The 16,940-nt window shown below is 63.9% G+C and carries 14 protein-coding genes and 1 tRNA gene; 11 read left to right on the forward strand and 4 right to left on the reverse strand.

What is annotated here, in order from left to right:
* Positions 1–218: 218 nt before the first annotated feature.
* Positions 219–1,511, forward strand: coding sequence for a L,D-transpeptidase family protein (locus RFM68_RS01435; RefSeq protein ID WP_320230863.1), 1,293 nt, complete (start codon positions 219–221; stop codon positions 1,509–1,511).
* A gap of 11 nt (positions 1,512–1,522) precedes the next feature.
* Positions 1,523–1,756, forward strand: a complete 234-nt coding sequence (locus RFM68_RS01440; protein WP_320230864.1) for a sulfurtransferase TusA family protein — start codon at positions 1,523–1,525, stop codon at positions 1,754–1,756.
* A 15-nt stretch (positions 1,757–1,771) separates the two neighbouring features.
* Here the strand turns inward: RFM68_RS01440 and RFM68_RS01445 are convergent, their stop codons facing one another.
* Both RFM68_RS01445 and RFM68_RS01450 read right to left on the reverse strand, forming a co-directional pair.
* A complete protein-coding gene (locus RFM68_RS01445) occupies positions 1,772–2,881 on the reverse strand; it encodes a CobW family GTP-binding protein (RefSeq protein WP_320230865.1) in 1,110 nt (369 codons plus the stop codon).
* 3 nt (positions 2,882–2,884) lie between these two features.
* Positions 2,885–4,057 carry a D-alanyl-D-alanine carboxypeptidase family protein gene (locus RFM68_RS01450; protein ID WP_320230866.1) on the reverse strand — a complete coding sequence of 391 codons (1,173 nt, stop codon included), beginning with the start codon at positions 4,055–4,057 and terminating at the stop codon, positions 2,885–2,887.
* A 230-nt stretch (positions 4,058–4,287) separates the two neighbouring features.
* Between RFM68_RS01450 and RFM68_RS01455 the strand changes: the two genes are divergently transcribed.
* Together RFM68_RS01455 and RFM68_RS01460 are read left to right on the forward strand one after the other, a co-directional pair.
* Complete coding sequence (locus RFM68_RS01455; RefSeq protein ID WP_320230867.1) at positions 4,288–5,451, forward strand: M20 aminoacylase family protein; 1,164 nt, start codon at positions 4,288–4,290, stop codon at positions 5,449–5,451.
* Between the two features lie 148 nt (positions 5,452–5,599).
* A tRNA-Arg gene (locus RFM68_RS01460) sits at positions 5,600–5,676 on the forward strand.
* 191 nt (positions 5,677–5,867) lie between these two features.
* Here RFM68_RS01460 and RFM68_RS01465 read toward each other — a convergent pair.
* Positions 5,868–7,922: an oxidoreductase gene (locus RFM68_RS01465; RefSeq protein ID WP_320230868.1), complete on the reverse strand. Its 2,055-nt coding sequence runs from the start codon at positions 7,920–7,922 to the stop codon at positions 5,868–5,870.
* A gap of 100 nt (positions 7,923–8,022) precedes the next feature.
* Between RFM68_RS01465 and RFM68_RS01470 the strand changes: the two genes are divergently transcribed.
* Entirely contained in the window at positions 8,023–8,970 is a 948-nt protein-coding gene (locus tag RFM68_RS01470) for a LysR substrate-binding domain-containing protein (protein WP_320230869.1), read from the forward strand.
* Between the two features lie 153 nt (positions 8,971–9,123).
* On the opposite strand, the gene RFM68_RS01475 is transcribed toward RFM68_RS01470, so the two are convergent.
* Positions 9,124–10,026, reverse strand: a complete 903-nt coding sequence (locus RFM68_RS01475; protein ID WP_320230870.1) for a GNAT family N-acetyltransferase — start codon at positions 10,024–10,026, stop codon at positions 9,124–9,126.
* 235 nt (positions 10,027–10,261) lie between these two features.
* Here RFM68_RS01475 and argE point away from each other — a divergent pair, with 235 nt between their 5' ends.
* From argE to RFM68_RS01505, 6 genes are all read left to right on the forward strand, one after another.
* Positions 10,262–11,386: an acetylornithine deacetylase gene (gene argE / locus RFM68_RS01480; RefSeq protein WP_320230871.1), complete on the forward strand. Its 1,125-nt coding sequence runs from the start codon at positions 10,262–10,264 to the stop codon at positions 11,384–11,386.
* Between the two features lie 13 nt (positions 11,387–11,399).
* The gene (locus tag RFM68_RS01485) at positions 11,400–12,323 is read left to right on the forward strand and encodes a 2-hydroxyacid dehydrogenase (RefSeq protein ID WP_320230872.1); all 924 of its coding nucleotides are present in this window, start codon (positions 11,400–11,402) and stop codon (positions 12,321–12,323) included.
* Between the two features lie 24 nt (positions 12,324–12,347).
* On the forward strand, positions 12,348–12,701 hold the full coding sequence (locus RFM68_RS01490) for a cupin domain-containing protein (RefSeq protein WP_320231046.1): 354 nt from the start codon (positions 12,348–12,350) through the stop codon (positions 12,699–12,701).
* Between the two features lie 172 nt (positions 12,702–12,873).
* Positions 12,874–14,337, forward strand: coding sequence for an aldehyde dehydrogenase family protein (locus RFM68_RS01495; RefSeq protein ID WP_320231047.1), 1,464 nt, complete (start codon positions 12,874–12,876; stop codon positions 14,335–14,337).
* A 10-nt stretch (positions 14,338–14,347) separates the two neighbouring features.
* Entirely contained in the window at positions 14,348–15,391 is a 1,044-nt protein-coding gene (locus RFM68_RS01500) for a tartrate dehydrogenase (RefSeq protein WP_320230873.1), read from the forward strand.
* Positions 15,392–15,407: 16 nt separating this feature from the next.
* Positions 15,408–16,871 carry an NAD-dependent succinate-semialdehyde dehydrogenase gene (locus RFM68_RS01505; RefSeq protein ID WP_320230874.1) on the forward strand — a complete coding sequence of 488 codons (1,464 nt, stop codon included), beginning with the start codon at positions 15,408–15,410 and terminating at the stop codon, positions 16,869–16,871.
* Positions 16,872–16,940 lie beyond the last annotated feature (69 nt).

Raw genomic sequence — 16,940 nt, forward strand, 5'->3', positions numbered from 1 at the left:
TCCCTTGCATCAACAAGGGCGTCCAACTGTGGCGGGATGAGCAATTTCGCCACAAAAATGCCGCCGCATTCGGCTCAATGGAGTTTGCCGCGAGGGGTTGGCCAAGGCTTGCGGTAAGGAATTTTCAAGGTTAACGGGCTTAGGGTCCGTCGGTGTTCAGCATGGCGGCCCGGCCAAACCGGAACCGTTGGCTCGAGAGAAAAGACATAGCCGTTAAGATGTTTGCCAAGCTTGCCCGCACCGGAGTCCTGATCGCCGCCATCGGCGTCGCCGGCTGCAATGATTCGTCGATGAAGGATTTCGCGCCGGAGGCTAACAAGCCGCTGCCGGACAAGATCCTCTCCGACATGCAGGCCAAGGGTATGATCCGCACCTCCTCGGTGATGGCGCGCATCTTCAAGGAGGAAGGCAAGCTCGAGATCTGGAAGGCCAAGACCAATGGCCGCTATGATCTCGTCGCCAGCTACGACATCTGCAAATGGTCGGGCAAGCTCGGTCCCAAATACACCGAGGGCGACCGCCAGGCGCCGGAAGGCTTCTACACAGTGCGGCCGTCGCAGATGAATCCGCGCTCGAATTACCACCTGTCCTTCAACATCGGCTTCCCCAACGCCTATGATCGCGCCAATGGCCGCACCGGCCAGAACCTGATGGTGCATGGCGCCTGTTCGTCGTCCGGCTGCTATTCGATGACCGATGCCCAGATCGAGCAGATCTATGCCTTCGGCCGCGATGCCTTCCAGGGCGGCCAGACCGAATTCCAGATCCAGGCTTTTCCGTTCCGTATGACCGCCGCCAACATGGCGCGCTACCGCAACGACCCGAACTACGACTTCTGGAAGATGCTGAAGGTCGGCTACGACAATTTCGAGATCACCAAGGTGCCGCCGAAGGTCGACGTCTGCGAGAAGCGCTACGTCTTCAACCAGGTCGCGCCCGAAGGCACGGCCTTCGACCCGACCGGCCCCTGCCCGGCGACGACCCAGCCGGACTCGCTGAAGACCGCCTATGCCAATTACGAGAAAAGCTACGACGCGGCCTACAATTCGGCCGTGAAATCGAGCGCGGTGGCGCCGAAGCCGACGATTTCCGGCATCAAGGAAGCCAGCATCGTTTCCGACTGGTCGAAGCGCCGCGCCCGCGGCGAGCGCGTGCCGATCGACCCGCCGTCGCTGAACACCGATGGCTCGGTGACGGAAACAACCCGCATGGGCCGGATCGATTCGCCGGCCGGCCGCAAGATGGCGGCGCTCGACGCCGAGAAGGAAGCCAAGCGCAAGGCAGAAGAGCAGCGCGTGGCGGCAATCGAGGCGGCCAAGGCCGCAAAGGAACAGGCAAAGGCGCAGGCTCTGGCCGAGAAGGAAGCCGCCAAGCAGGCCGCCCAGCAGCAGGTTGTCACCGCCGGCGTCGAGGCAAACCCCGCTCAGCCGGCGCCGGAGCAGGCGGCTGACGCCGATCAAGGCACCGTCTCGAAGCTGAAGAAGAAGCTGCTCGGCATGTTCGGCGGCTGAGATTCTCCAACTTGGCAACCGCTATCTACGATCTCAAGGGACTGAACTGCCCGCTGCCGGTGCTGAAAGCCCGCAAGCGGCTGGCCGCGATGCGCCCGGGCGGCCGGCTTTGGCTCGAAACCACCGATCCGCTGGCGGTGATCGACATCCCGGCCTTCTGCGCCGATGCCGGCCACCAGCTGATCGAGACGGCCGCGGTCACGGGCGGTCATCGTTTCCTGGTCGAGCGCGGCAACGCGGCCTGAGCCGCCTGCGTTCGGTTATAGCCCTGCAATGGCCAACGGATTGGCTTCGAGCGCCGCACGGTCCGGCGTATCGACCGACGGCTTGTTGGTGAAGGCGGCGAACAGCCGCCGGATATAGTCATCCGGCATGTCGAGCGTGATCAGCACCAGCCTGGTGCCGCGCTGGCCATCGGGCCAGGCCGGCAGCCTTGCCGGCGGGTGCAGGATCTTCTGCACCCCGTGGATGACCAGCGGCCGCGAGGGGTCCTCCATCAGCTCGATGACGCCCTTCATGCGCAACAGCTTCTCGCCATGCGTCGAACGCACAAGATCGAGGAACATTTCGATCGCCGAGAACGGCACCGGGCCGTCATGGACAAGCGAGTGCGAGCGCACGCGCGCGTCGTGGCGATGGCCGTGATGATGGTGATCATGATCTTGGTCACCGTCACGGTGGTGATGGTCATGACCATGCGCGGCCTCTTCGCCGAGCCAGCGCCGCACATCGGCGGACTTGGACTGAGGATTATAGAGCCCGCAGTCGAACAGCGCCGCGGCGCCCGTGCCAGCCTCGTTGACGTCGAGCACGACGGCACCCGGATTGATCTGCTTGAGCCTCGCCCGCAACGCCTCGACCTCGGCCGCCTCGGCGAGGTCGGTCTTGGTCAGCACGATGCGGTCGGCCACCGCCGCTTGCTTGACCGCCTCGACATGGGTATCGAGCGTGGCCTCGCCATTGACGGCGTCGACCAGCGTGATGACGCCGTCGAGCCGGAAGGCCTGCACCAGCGCCGGATGCGCCATGATCGACTGGAGCACCGGTGCCGGATCGGCCAGACCTGTCGTCTCGACGACGACACGGGCCAGTTTCGCAATACGGCCGGTCTGCAACCGGTCGACGAGATCGGCGAGTGTGTCGACCAGGTCGCCGCGCACCGTGCAGCAGAGGCAGCCGTCGGAAAGCTGGATGATGCCGTCGGACGCCTGCTCCACCAACAGATGGTCGATCGCGACCTCGCCGAACTCGTTGATGATCACCGCCGTGTCGGCAAGCCCCGGATCCTTGAGCAGCCGGTTGAGCAGCGTCGTCTTGCCGGCGCCGAGAAAGCCGGTGAGCACCGAGACGGGTATCGGAAAGCCTGCCATGGCCTAGTTCGCCGCCTTGACCGGCTGATCGCCCTGCGCGGCGGCATTGGCGGTCCCGGTCGTCAGCGGCTCGGCGCCGGCCGGCGCCGGCCTGTCGGGCCGCCAGCTCGGCAACGGCACATCGGCATAGTTCTGGTCGGCCTGGTCGACGAACGCCTTCGGCGCCGGCCCGGTCGCGCCGCCCAGCCCGACGGCGATCAGTGTCGGATGGTCGAGCTTCACCTGATAGGGCGATTTCGGCACGTCCTTGGCGGCAACCTCGGGGACTGCCTCGGACTGCTCTTCGGGCGTCTTCTTCTTGCAGATCTCGTCATGCATGTCGTTGGGCGACAGCGTGTCGCCGTAAGGCTTGAGCGCCGCCAGGGTGGTCGAGGTGGCGGACGGCATATCAAAACCCTGGTCGAGCAGCTTTGCCGCCGCTTCGGCGCGGCTGACCGCCGATCTCTCGCCAAGCACGACTGCGACCAGCGTGCGGCCGTTGCGCGTCGCCGAGCCGATCATGTTGAAGCCCGACGAGCAGACGAAGCCGGTCTTCATGCCATCGGCGCCTGGATAGCGGCCGATGAGCAGATTGTAGTTCGGGAGCGCCTTCTTGCCGACGGCAAGGCCCTCGATCGAGAACCAGGGCGCATATTGCGGAAAATCGGTGCGCAGCGCCGTCACCAAGACGGCAAGGTCGCGCGCAGTGGTGTACTGTTCCGGCGAATAAAGCCCGTTCGGATTGACGAAATGCGTCCCGACCATGCCGAGCCGGGCCGCCTCGGCGTTCATGCGATCGGCGAACGCGGCTTGCGAGCCGCCGATATTCTCGCCGACGGCCATGGCGATATCGTTGGCCGACTTGACCAGCATCATCTTCAGCGCATTGTCGAGCCGCATCACCGAGCCGGGCTTGAAGCCCATCTTGCTCGGCGGCTCGCCGGCCGAATGTTTCGTTACCTTGATCGGCGAATCGAGAGCCACTTCGCCGGCCTGGATGGCGCGGAAGGTGACATAGGCCGTCATCAGCTTGCTGAGCGAGGCCGGATACCAGCGCTTGAACGCGTCCTGATGCTCCAGCACATAGCCGCTCTTCAGGTCGAAAAGGACGACCGGGTTGGCGCGGGCCGCGCCGGCAAACACCGGAAGCGCCAGCGCGCCTGCCAGCAATACGTTGAGGAAATGCCCCTGCCGCATGATCAAATCCGAAATCGCCTCTTGCCGTAATCGCCGCTGGGTCCGTAAGATTTGGTTACCCATCGCCAGCATAAATGCGGCCCGACCCCTCGATCCAGATCGCATTGTTGCCGTGCTATTTACCCTATGTGACGCCAAAATGGCAAAGTGCCAGACATTCACAATTGACAATCGCAATGAGCAGCGGCTCTGAACCGACTGCCGCTAGCCAACCAAGAGATGGACCGATCATGCCGATTCTGAACCGCGCTGCCGAAATGCAGGAAGAAGTTGCAGGCTGGCGGCGACATCTGCACCAGACGCCGGAACTGAATTTCGACGTTTTCCAGACCGCCGGCTTCGTTACCGAGAAGCTCAAGGCCTTCGGCTGCGACGAGGTGGTGACCGGGCTGGGCAAGACCGGCGTCGTCGGCATCATCCGCGGCCGCAACGGCGATGGCGCCACAATCGGGCTGCGCGCCGACATGGACGCGCTGCCGATCGATGAGATCACCGGCAAGCCGTGGGCTTCGACCGTGCGCGGCAAGATGCATGCCTGCGGTCATGACGGCCACACCGCCATGCTGCTGGGTGCGGCCAAATATCTCGCCGAGACGCGCAATTTCGCCGGCAGCGTGGCCGTGATCTTCCAGCCGGCCGAGGAAGGCGGCGGCGGCGGCAACGAAATGGTCAAGGACGGCATGATGGAGCGCTTCGGCATCGAAAAAGTGTTCGGCATGCACAATATGCCGGGCCTGCCCGTCGGGCAGTTCGCCATCAAGCCCGGCCCGATCATGGCCGCGACCGCGGAATTCACCATCACCGTCAAGGGCCGCGGCGGCCATGCGGCGATGCCGCACGGCACCATCGACCCGATCGTCATCACCAGCCAGTTGGTCGGTGCGCTGCAGACCGTCGCCTCGCGCAGCACCGATCCGGTCGAGGCCGTGGTGGTGTCGGTGACGAAGTTCCATGCCGGCGATGCCTACAACGTCATCCCGGAGAGCGCCGAGATCGCCGGCACCGTTCGCACATTGAAGAAGGAAGTGGCCAAGAAATCGGAAGAGCGCATCCGCGCACTCTGCGCCGGGCTGGCCTCCGCTTTCGGCGCCACGATCGAGGTCGATTACGACGCCAACTACCCCGTCACCTTCAACCATGCCGAGGAAACCGTGTTTGCCGGCGATATCGCGGCCAACGTCGCCGGCGACAGCCACGTCCACCGCGCCATCCAGCCGGTGATGGGCGGCGAGGATTTCTCCTATATGCTGGAAGCCCGTCCCGGCGCCTTCATCTTCATCGGCAACGGCGACACCGCCGGCCTGCATCACCCGGCCTATGACTTCAACGACGAGGTCATCCCGCACGGCATGAGCTATTGGGTAAAGCTGGCGGAAACGGCGCTGGCTGCCTGACGATCGAGCAATCGAAGGCGGCGGTTACTCAGCCGCCACGCGGTCAGGCCGGCTCGGCCTGACCTGGGCGGACGCCGCCGGCCTTGGGGAAGCGCTGTCGGATGCCTCTTGGCGAACCGGCTCGAAGCGGCTATGTGTCGGGCCGCGTGGTCCCGTAGCTCAGTAGGATAGAGCGGCAGATTCCTAATCTGTAGGTCACAGGTTCGATTCCTGTCGGGATCACCAATCTTTTCAACGGGTTGGCGAGTTTTCCGCCGTACTTTTTCTGGAGAATAGTACGGCGAATTCCGCAGATCCTCTGGTTGGCATGGTCGGCAACCACATACTTATGGGGCTTGCCATGCTCGATTGAAGTCAGGATGGCGATAATTGTTGTGTAAGCGCTGCGATGTCACCGCTGTCGGGCTTTTGCCCGTCTACAAATGCGAACAGAGACGATAGGCCTCGTAGATCGAAGAGTAGATATCCCGGCTGGCAACCGCGTCTCCGATGCGATGTAATTCGAATGATCCCGCGGCTGGGGTATTTTTGCCCGCTTTCGTCTCCGCTCCCGTCATCAGCGCAATGTCGGTAACGCCTTCGTTGAAGGAGCGGGCACGCAATTCCTGATAGACGTCCTCCATGGGAACCGTGCCACGCTCGACGATGATTTGGGCCGCGCTCATCTCGGTTTCTACGCCGGTGAGCTCATGCCGGAACCTGGCGGCGATCCCGTTGCCTTGGCGCGCCACCTTGGCCAATCGGACATCGCTGACGACCCGGATGCCGAGTTCCGACACGCGTTTGCGGAAACTTACCTTGTCTGGGTAGGGGGTCTCGATCGCCAGTGTGTCATCGACGATCGCGAGAGTAACCATGTACCCCAGGCGGGCGAAATGAAGGGCGCAGGACACAGCGGCCTGCCGTCCGGTCTCGTCATAAATGAGCAGATCGTCCTTCGCCGGCACGACTCCGCTCAGCACGTCCCAGACGCTGTCGCAGTGTTCGGCGCCTTCCAGCCGTTCCATGTCCGGAATGCCGCCGGTAGAGACAATCACAAGGTCAGGATTGTCGGCAAGGACGATCTCCGCATCCGCATACGTGTTGAGGCGGACATCCACGCCAAGGCGGGCGAGTTCATCGACGCGCCAGTCGACGATGCCGATGAGATCCTTGCGGTCAGAGGCGGACGCGGCGACCAGCACCTGGCCCCCAAGCCGCGCTCCGGCTTCGAGCAGTGTAACGCCGTGTCCGCGCTCAGCGGCAACCCGCGCCGCTTCCATCCCTCCCGGGCCACCGCCGACCACGACCACCCGTCTCGGCGTTTCGGCCCGCTCGATTATGTGGCTGACGATCGTTTCGTGGCCGCTGGCCGCGTTGTGGATGCACTGGACCTTCTTGTACAGGCAGTAGGACGCGCCGACGCACGGGCGGATGCGCTCCTCTTCTCCCCGAATCATCTTGTTGACGATGTGCGGATCGGCGATATGCGCCCGCGTCATGCCCACCAGGTCGACGAGATCTTCTCGGATCGCGTGCCGCGCCGTGGCCACGTCGCGAATGCCAGCTGCGTGGATGACGGGTAGCCTGGTTTCCCGCTTGAACTGCCCAACCAGCGGCAAGAAGGGCGCACTCCGGGTGAACATGCCAGGCATGTTCTGCTCGGCCAGGGCCAAGTCCGTGTCCATGCGGCCAAAGATGCAATTGAAGAAATCGATATGGCCTTCCCGCTCGAACAGCCTGGCGAAGGCGAGGCATTCCTCGAAATCCGAACCGTCGTCGACCGCCTCGTCGATCACGAACCGGATGCCGACAACAAAGTCGTCGCCCACCTCCCTGCGGATCGCCTCATGGACCATCAGCCCGAAGCGCGCCCGGTTTTCGAGCGAGCCGCCGAATGCGTCCGTGCGCCTATTGGTCCTGGGAGAGAGGAACTGACCGATAAGGTGCCCACTGGTGACCGTCTCGACGCCGTCGAGATCGCCATCGCGGCAGCGCCTGGCGGCGTCGGCGTAATCCTTGATGATCCGGCCGATATCGGCGGCATCCATTTCCTTCGGGAAATTCCGGTTTCGCGTCTCACGCACGCGCGATGGTGCGACCGGCGGGAGCCAGTTTCCGGCATAGGCGGTGGCGCGCCGGCCAAGGTGCGAGACCTGGCACATGACGGCGGCGCCGTGGCGATGGATTCGCCTCGACAGTGACTGGAGATGCGGGACGATGCGATCGCTCGAAAGGTCCAGTTGGCCCCCACCCCAGCTGGAATCGGGCGAAGTCATCGCCGAGCCGCCTGCCATGGTCATGGCGAGGCCACCGCGCGCCTTCTCCTCGTGGTAGCGCTGATAACGCTCGAGCGGCAGGCCGCTATCGTCCAGCATCGAAGCGTGACTGGTGCTGATGATGCGGTTGCGCAACACCAGTCGCTTGAGCTGAAACGGTTGAAGCAGAGGATCCCGCGATGCCTCCGGTGCTTTTGACTGGGCCGCCGCCATGATCACCTACTGCTCAAAACCATTCACGACAGTTATAGTCGGTCATTTTACGGAGCCTTGGAAAGCTTGAAAATTCTTGGGGAGGCTATACGCTGAGCGTATGGCTGGCTTCGCAAAACTCGTTCCTTCCGCACGCGGACTTCTGGTCTTCGAGGCGGCTGTCCGGCTGGCAAGTTTCACGGCCGCCGCCCGGGAATTCAATGTCACGCAACCGTCCGTCAGTCGCAGCATTGCCCAGCTCGAGGGCGATATCGGCGTTCCTCTTTTCTCCCGAAATTCGAAGGGATTGACCCCGACCGCGGATGGCCGCGCGCTCTGTTCGGCAGTGCGCGAAGGATTCGACGGGATCGAGGAGGTCTTCCGCGGAATCAGGGAGAATGCCGCAAGGCCGGTGGTTACGCTCTCCCTCTCAAGCTCGCTGGTGACGCATTGGTTCGTGCCGCGGCTAAGCGGCTTCAATACAAGATTTCCAGATGTGGACCTGAGATTCGAACTGATCGCTGGCGTTCTGCGCGGGCCGGCAGAGAACGTCGATCTGGCCACAAGAATCCTGCCCGATGACGATACGAGCTATCACCGTTGGCCGTTCTCGCCGGAAATCGTCGTTCCGGTGTGCAGCCCGTCCTATCTGTCGGCTCATGGCCGCTTGAAGCACGACGCGGACGGCGAGGGCCATGTCCTGCTTCATCTCACCGATGCCAAGTTGCAGTGGCTGGACGCGTGGGGCCATGTCGCCGACCGCAAGACCAGCAAGGCAAAGTGGCTCGAATTCTCGGACTACGCGGTTGTGCTTCAGGCCGCGATGAACGGGGAAGGCGTCGCGCTCGGCTGGCTCAGCAATATTTCGAGGGCGTTGCTTCACGGTGCGCTTGTCCCAGCTTCGGAAAGGCAGATCAACACCGGCCGGACCCATCACCTGATTGCGCCGCGTTCGAGGCCGCTGCGACCTGTCGTCTCCGATATCTGCGCTTGGATGATCACCGAGATGCAAGACGAGTTGAAAGCTTTGCACGCAACATTGCGGCCGGACATCTGGCGGTCGGGTTGAACGTCGACGCTTTTGTCGACTAAATGCATGTCGCCCAAAAGTGCGCAGCGGTTTTGGGATAACGACATGCATCAAAACAAAGACTTAAATCGCGTCGTCTGAATCCGCTTCATCGCGACGCGCTTTAGCCGTCGGAGCGCGCGTCCGGCTGAACTACCCCAGAGTTTGACTGGCAAGGGCATAGGCCCTCGGTCCAGCCGCACCGCCGACCGAAAAATCGGCGAGGCGTTTGCCCATCGACATGGTCAGTACCGTGTCGAAGACCGGCATTTCGCAGTGCGCCAGAAAGGCGGCGAATTCGCCGCTTCCGATATGCGTGTCCACTCGGAGGAAACTGCCCGAATGATCGGCGATGTGCGGTCGGACCACTGCGATGGCATCGGTATCTCGCTCCGCTAGGACCGGACCGATGACATGGCCGCGGCCGAAGGGCCGGCAGAGAGCGAAGGCCTTGAGCGCCCCCTCGCCGAAGAGCCCGTAGCCAACAGATTGTTCGAACAGCTTTTCGACAAGTGCCGCTCTATGCACTCCGAAACCGACCGCATCGAGCGCGATGATCGCCGGCAAGTGCTCGGTCACCAGCCGACGCACCTCGCCACACTCCCTGTCTATTCCAGCCGCCGTGGCGGCGCGGGCAATCCCATGGCAGTGATAGACGATCTTCTCCGGCTTGAAGTCGAGCGAAAGATAGAGCCGCTTTGCCGCCCGGGTCGCATTGAGGCGCAAGTCGCGCCCGACCACGTTGTCGAAGACCCGCTTCATCAGCCACTGGCCGGCTCCCAGCGTCTGCAGCCGCGGCGAGGTGATGACCATCCCTACGGTCGCGAAATCGTCGCCATGCGGGAACCACATGGCCGAGCCGAGCACTCGGCCGATCTCATCGAGCGCCACGAACCCCCGTCCCGATTCACGCAGGAATTGCCAGTCTTCGGCGCGATGCGGCCATCCCACGGATAGAGAGTGCGCGTGCAACCGGTCGAGTTCGACGCCTTCGATGTCGCCGATCCGCATCGAGAAGGCATCGATTTTCAAGCTTCCGGACGGCTTCAATTCCATGCCCCCTGAAAGATCGCGTAACGGGTGCACACAACGCCCCCTGCCCTGCCAACGCTAAACAACCAGACCGATACGATTTGCTCGAATGCCGCGTGCCAACGCAAGATTCAACTGAAACACTTCCGCTTTCGGCACGCAATCGCGAGGCAGGGCGCACATCCTCCCTGGAATTGTTGCAGCATAGGGTCCCGGCGCACCCGAAATGCCCGAATCCTTAAACGCCTTGAGGACTGGAATGGACGTCTTCGACATCCTCGACCGTCTCGTCGCCTTTCCGTCGGTGGCAGGCAAGCCGAACGGCGACATCGCCGGCTGGATCGAGGCCTATCTCGCGGAACATGGGGCGAAGGTCACCATGCTTCCAGGGCCGGAAGGGGATCGTTCCAACCTTTTCGCGACGATCGGTCCCACCGATGTTCCGGGCTACATCCTGTCCGGCCACATGGACGTCGTCCCCGCCGGCGAGCCGCAATGGAGCTCGGCCCCCTTTACGGTGCGCCGGGAGGGCGAACGGCTCTATGGTCGCGGCACGACGGACATGAAGGGGTTTCTTGCCGCCGCGCTGGCGGCTGTGCCTCACCTGAGGGAACTACGCCTGGCCAGGCCGATCCACCTCGCCTTCTCTTATGACGAGGAGGTCGGATGCCGCGGCGTGCCGCACCTCATCGCCTGCCTTCCCGAGCTTTGCGCGAAGCCGCTCGGCGTCATCGTCGGCGAGCCGAGCGGCATGCGCGCCGTGCGCGGCCACAAGGGCAAGGCGGCCGCCAGGCTCACCATCAATGGTCGCTCCGGCCATTCCTCGCGGCCCGATCTCGGGCTCAACGCCATCCATGCCATGGCAGATGCGCTGAGCGCGGCCGTAAGCGAAGCCGAGCGGCTGGCACGCGGTCCGTTCGATCCGGCCTTCGAGCCGCCCTACTCCTCTCTGCAGGTGGGCGTGATCGCGGGCGGCCAGTCGGTCAACATTATCCCCGACACCTGCACGCTGGACCTGGAAGCACGCGCCATACCCGGCGTCGACCCGGCAGGCCTGCTTGCCCCTGTCAAGGCAAAGGCTGCGACCCTTGCAGCCAATGGCTTCCGGTTCGACTGGATGCCGATCAGCGCCTATCCGGCGCTGTCGCTTCCGCAAGACGCGGCACTGGCGGCACTGCTGCGCGAACTGAGCGGCGAAGCGCCACTCGCCGCCGTCAGCTATGGCACCGAGGCTGGGCTTTATCAGGCCGCCGGCTTCGATGCGATCATTTGCGGTCCCGGCGATATCGGCCGCGCCCACAAGCCCGACGAATACATCCTCGCCAGCGAAATCGCAGCCTGCCAACGGATGGTCGAGGCGCTGGGCGCGCGTTGCGCGGCGTGAAGGAGCAACCGGAATGACCTTCCTGTTCAACTCCGACGCGCGACGCGGCGCGGTCTTTGCCGAAGCATTCGCAGGGGAATTGCCGGACCTCCCCTTCGTCATGGACGCCGCGACGGTCGATCCCGACGCGGTGCGTTATTTGATCACCTGGACGGTGCCGGAAAACCTCGCGCGATACAGCAACCTGGAGATCCTGTTTTCCCTCGGCGCCGGCGTCGACCAGTTCCGCTTCGATGCGGTGCCCGCGAAGGTGAAGGTCGTGCGCATGGTCGAGGAAGGCATCGTGCGCATGATGCAGGAGTATGTGTCGCTGGCCGTGCTTGCCCTGCATCGCAACCTGCCGGCCTATCTCGCGCAGCAGCGCGCCGGCGAATGGCGCGACATCCCGCAGCCGCAGCCCATGTCGCGCCGTGTCGGCGTGCTCGGCCTCGGGCAGCTCGGCCAGGCCGTCCTCGAACGGCTAAAGCCATTCGGGTTTCCGATTGGAGGCTGGAGCCGCTCGCCACGGCAGATCGGGGGCGTGACCTGTCACCATGGCGAGTTCGGGCTGGAGGAGATGCTCGCGGCCAGTGACATATTGATCTGCCTGCTGCCGCTGACCGAGGATACGCGCGGATTTCTGAATGCCGGCCTGTTCGCGAAACTGCCCAAAGGGGCGTCACTCGTCCACACGGGCCGGGGACCGCAGCTCGACTACTCAGCGCTCGTCGCCGCGCTCGACAGCGGCCACCTTTCAGCGGCGATGATCGACGTGACCGATCCTGAACCTTTGCCTCAGGGTCATCCGTTCTGGTCGCATTCGAAGATCATCCTGACCCCGCATGTCGCCAGCGTCACCCAGCCCGCGACCGCCGCACGCGCCGTCATCGACAACATCCTGCGCCATCGCGCCGGTCTTGAGCCGATCGGGCTTATCGACCGGTCGCGCGGCTATTGAATTTCCAACATGAAAGGCCATCCTGTGTCCCTGCTCAAGACCGTCGATGCCAACCCAGCCTTCCAGCCGCGCGAGTCCACGGCGTTGCCGGAACGGCTGATTGCCGGCGACCCTGCCTTCAAGACCTGGGCACAGGACGTCGCCAAGGACGATCTCGTCCACACCGGCGTCTGGGAGGCGACGCCGGGCGAGACACGCTCGATCAAGGGCGAGACTTTCGAATTCTGCCACATCCTGTCGGGCGTGATCGAAATCACGCCCGATACCGGGGAGGCGGTAACCTACCGCGCCGGCGACAGCTTTGTGATGAAGCCTGGCTTCACCGGAGTTTGGAAGACGATCGAAACGGTGCGCAAGATCTATGTCACGGTAGGCTAGATGGGCGTACGCGCCAGGAGGGCCGCCCTCCGCCGAAGATTTTGCCGTCTCTTGCGCCAAGCACGCAACATTCGTCGGCGGCGGTTCACTGAACGGCGCATGCTGCGCGCCAGCACGCGCTAGGCTTTGACCGATACTGCAAGGCGGTCGCCCCATGAACCTGAGCTTTGATATGAGCCTGAGCTTTGATCCGGACGCTGTTCCCCTTCCCATTTGCCATTTCATTGACGGAGAGCTGATCGCGGCCGAGGGTGCGATCGAGATGCGCCGCCCATCCGACGGCAAAGCCTATGCCGCCTGTCCAGTGGCAGGCCTGGAAGTGGTCGACCGTGCCGTGGAAAGCGCCAAGACGGCGCTGAAGGCCAGCAATTGGGGCGGCGTTCGGCCGCGCGAGCGCACCAGGGCGCTTCACGCTTGGGCAGACTTGATCGAGGCGGAAGCTGCAACGCTCGCCAGGATCGAGGCGCTGTGCTCGACGCGACCGGTAGGTCAGCTCGTCGCCGGCGATATCGCCATAACCGCCGAGCAGATCCGCTTCTTTGCCGAGTTCGCCGACAAGGAAGGCGGTGATTTGGCGCCGACCGACGACGCCAGTCTCGGCATGGTCATGAGCGAGCCTTATGGCGTGGTCGGCGCGATCACGCCCTGGAACTTTCCCGTCTCGATGGCCGGCTGGAAGCTCGGCCCGGCGCTGGCGGCGGGCAACGCGGTCGTGCTGAAGCCGTCGGAAATGACGCCGTTCTCGGCTGTCTATATGGCAGAACTCGCGGTCAGGGCGGGCTTGCCGGCCGGGCTCATAAACGTTGTGCTCGGCGACGGTCCAACGACCGGCACGGCGCTGACCGGTCATCCCGAGATCGCCAAGGTCTCCTTCACCGGCTCGACCCGCGCCGGGTCGGCCATCATGGAGAACATCGCCCGCACCGGGGTCAAGCCGATGACGCTTGAACTCGGCGGCAAGAGCCCGCAGCTCGTCTTTGCCGATGCCGATCTCGACAAGGCGGCATCGGCGATCGCCGGCAGCGTCACCTTCAATGCCGGCCAGGCCTGTGTGGCCGGCACGCGCCTGATCGTCGAGAAGAGTGTCGCCGACAGGCTGACGGCCGCCATCCTGGAACGGATGAAGGCGGTACAGCCCGGCCCGACCTGGGACGAGACGACATATTATTCGCCTATCATCTCGGAACGGCAGCGGGCGCGTGTCGACGGCATCGTGCGGGCCGCGGTCGAGGCCGGCGGCGAATGTCTGACCGGCGGCAGCGCCATGGACCATCCCGGCTATTTCTATAAGCCGACGCTGGTCGCCAATGTCGACCAGGCCAATCCGGCAATCGTCGAGGAGATCTTCGGCCCGGTCCTGACGGTCCAGACCTTCGAGACCGAGGAGGAGGCTCTGGCGCTGTCCAGCCACCCGATCTACGGGCTGGCTTCCGGCCTGTTCACTTCCGATCTGTCCCGCACCATCCGCTTCGCGCGCAAACTCGAAGCGGGCACCGTCTGGGTCAACCGCTACAGCCGCTCGCGCGACCATATCCTGCCGACCGGCGGCTACAAGCGCTCCGGCATCGGCAAGGACCTCGGCCGCGACGCCTATCTCGCCAATCGCAGGACCAAAAGCGTCCTGATCAGCCTGTGAAGAGATGCCGATGAAGTCCTATTCGATCGCCCTGATCCCTGGTGACGGCATCGGCCGCGATGTGACCGCAGCCGCCTGGTCTGTGCTGCAGACGGCGGCCAGACAGTCCGGCTTTGCCTTGGCGGGAACGGAGTTCCCCTGGTCCTGCAAATTCTACAAGGACACCGGCCGCATGATGCCCGAAGACGGCATCGAGACCTTGCGCGGCTTCGACGCCATCCTTCTCGGCGCGGTCGGCTGGCCGGCGGAAGTTCCGGATTCCGTTTCGCTTCATGGCCTGCTGCTGCCGATCCGCAAGGCGTTCGTGCAATATGCCAACATCCGGCCGCACCGCCTGCTGCCGGGTGTGACGGGTCCGCTGCGGGCCGAGAGCTTCGACATATTGTGCATCCGCGAGAATACCGAAGGCGAATATTCCGGGGCCGGCGGGCGCGTGCATCAAGGCACTCTGGACGAAGTCGCTGTGGAAACCTCGATCTTCACCCGCGCCGGCGTCGAGCGCATCCTGCGCTTCGGCTTCGAGCAGGCGCGGGCACGCCGGGGCAGATTGGCGTCCGTCACCAAATCCAACGCGCAGAAATACTCGATGGTGTTCTGGGACGAGATCACGCGGAAGCTGGCGGCGGACTATCCGGACGTCGCGGTGGCCAGCTATCACGTCGACGCACTCGCCGCGCGCATGATCATGGCGCCCGAGAGCCTCGACGTGGTCGTCGCGTCCAATCTGTTCGGCGACATACTCACCGACATTGGCGCCGCGATCCAGGGCGGGCTCGGCTACGCCGCTTCCGCCAACATCAATCCCGACCGCTCTGCGCCGTCAATGTTCGAGCCGGTGCACGGCTCCGCGCCCGACATCGCCCATCTCGGCATCGCCAATCCGATCGCCACCATCTGGTCCGGCGCCATGATGCTCGATCATCTCGCCGAAAAGCTTGCGGCCGCCCGTGTCATGAACGCGCTCGAAGCGACGACCGCGCAAGGCATTGGAACCATTGCCGGCAAGGACGGAACAGAGGCCATCACAGCCGCCGTCGTCGCGGCGCTCAACTGATTGCAAGGTCGTTTCGATGAAGAGCCTGAAAGACAAAAGTCTCCTCCGCCAAGCCGGACTGATCGGCGGCAAATGGGTCGCTGCCGGCTCCGGCAAAACGGTCGATGTTCTCGACCCGGCGACCCAGGCCGTGATCGGCACGGTGCCCGACATGGCCGGTCCGGAGACCCGCGCGGCGATAGAGGCCGCGGCTTCGGCCTATCGGGGCTGGAGGAAGAAAACCAACGCCGAACGCGCTGCGCTGCTCGAAGCATGGCATAACCTGATGCTCGCGCATCTGGACGATCTGGCGCTGATCCTGACGACGGAACAGGGCAAGCCCCTGGATGAAGCCAAGGGCGAGATCCGTTACGGCGCATCCTTCGTCAAATGGTTTGCCGAGGAAGCGCGCCGCATCAACGGCCACACCATCCCCTCGCCCACGTCCGACCGCCGCATCATCGTGCTCAAGGAGCCGGTGGGCGTCTGCGGCATTATCACACCGTGGAACTTTCCCAACGCAATGATCACCCGCAAGGTCGCGCCGGCGCTGGCGGCCGGCTGCACGGTGATCATCAAGCCGTCCGAGTTCACGCCCTATTCGGCGCTGGCGCTCGGGGTGCTCGCCGAACGCGCGGGCATCCCCGCCGGCGTCATCAACATCGTCACCGGCATGCCGGCCGGGATCGGCAACGAGATCATGGCGAACGAGACCGTTCGCAAGATCTCCTTCACCGGCTCGACGCGGGTCGGTTCGCTGCTGATGCGCGGGGCGGCCGACAGCGTGAAGCGGCTGAGCCTCGAACTTGGCGGCAACGCCCCCTTCATCGTCTTCGACGACGCGGATCTCGATCTCGCCGTCGAGGGTGCGCTCGTCTCGAAGTTCCGCAATGGCGGCCAGACCTGCGTCTGCGCCAACCGCATCCTCGTCCAGGCGGGAGTCTACGAAACCTTCGCCGCGAAGCTGACCGCCCGCGTTAACGCCATGACGGTCGGGCCCGGCACGCAGCCCGGCGTCGCCATCGGGCCGATGATCAACATGGCGGCGGTCGAGAAAATCAACCGCCACATCGAGGACGCGCTCGCCAAGGGTGCTGCGATCATCACCGAGAGACCGGCGCTGCCGGAGGGCTCGCAGTACGTCGCGCCGCTGGTGCTGACCGGCGCCACAAACGAAATGGAGCTTGCCAGCGAGGAAACCTTCGGCCCGGTCGCGCCGCTGTTCCGCTTCGAAACGGAAGAGGAAGCGATCGCTCTCGCCAATGGTACACCCTACGGGCTTGCCTCCTACTTCTACACCGAAAACCTGAAACGCGCCTGGCGCGTCGGCGAAGCGCTGGAGTTCGGCATGGTGGGGCTCAACACCGGTTCGGTCTCGATGGAGGTTGCTCCCTTCGGCGGCGTCAAGCAGTCCGGCCTCGGGCGCGAGGGCGCCCAGGCCGGCATCGAGGAATATCTCGAGATGAAGAGTTTTCATATGGGAATAGGCAGTAGGGATTAGGCAATAGGCGATAGGAAGACGCCACCCTACTGCCTACTGCCTACTGCCTACTGCCTACTGCCTACTGCC

This window comes from Mesorhizobium montanum (assembly GCF_033977145.1).
Lineage (GTDB): Bacteria > Pseudomonadota > Alphaproteobacteria > Rhizobiales > Rhizobiaceae > Mesorhizobium > Mesorhizobium montanum.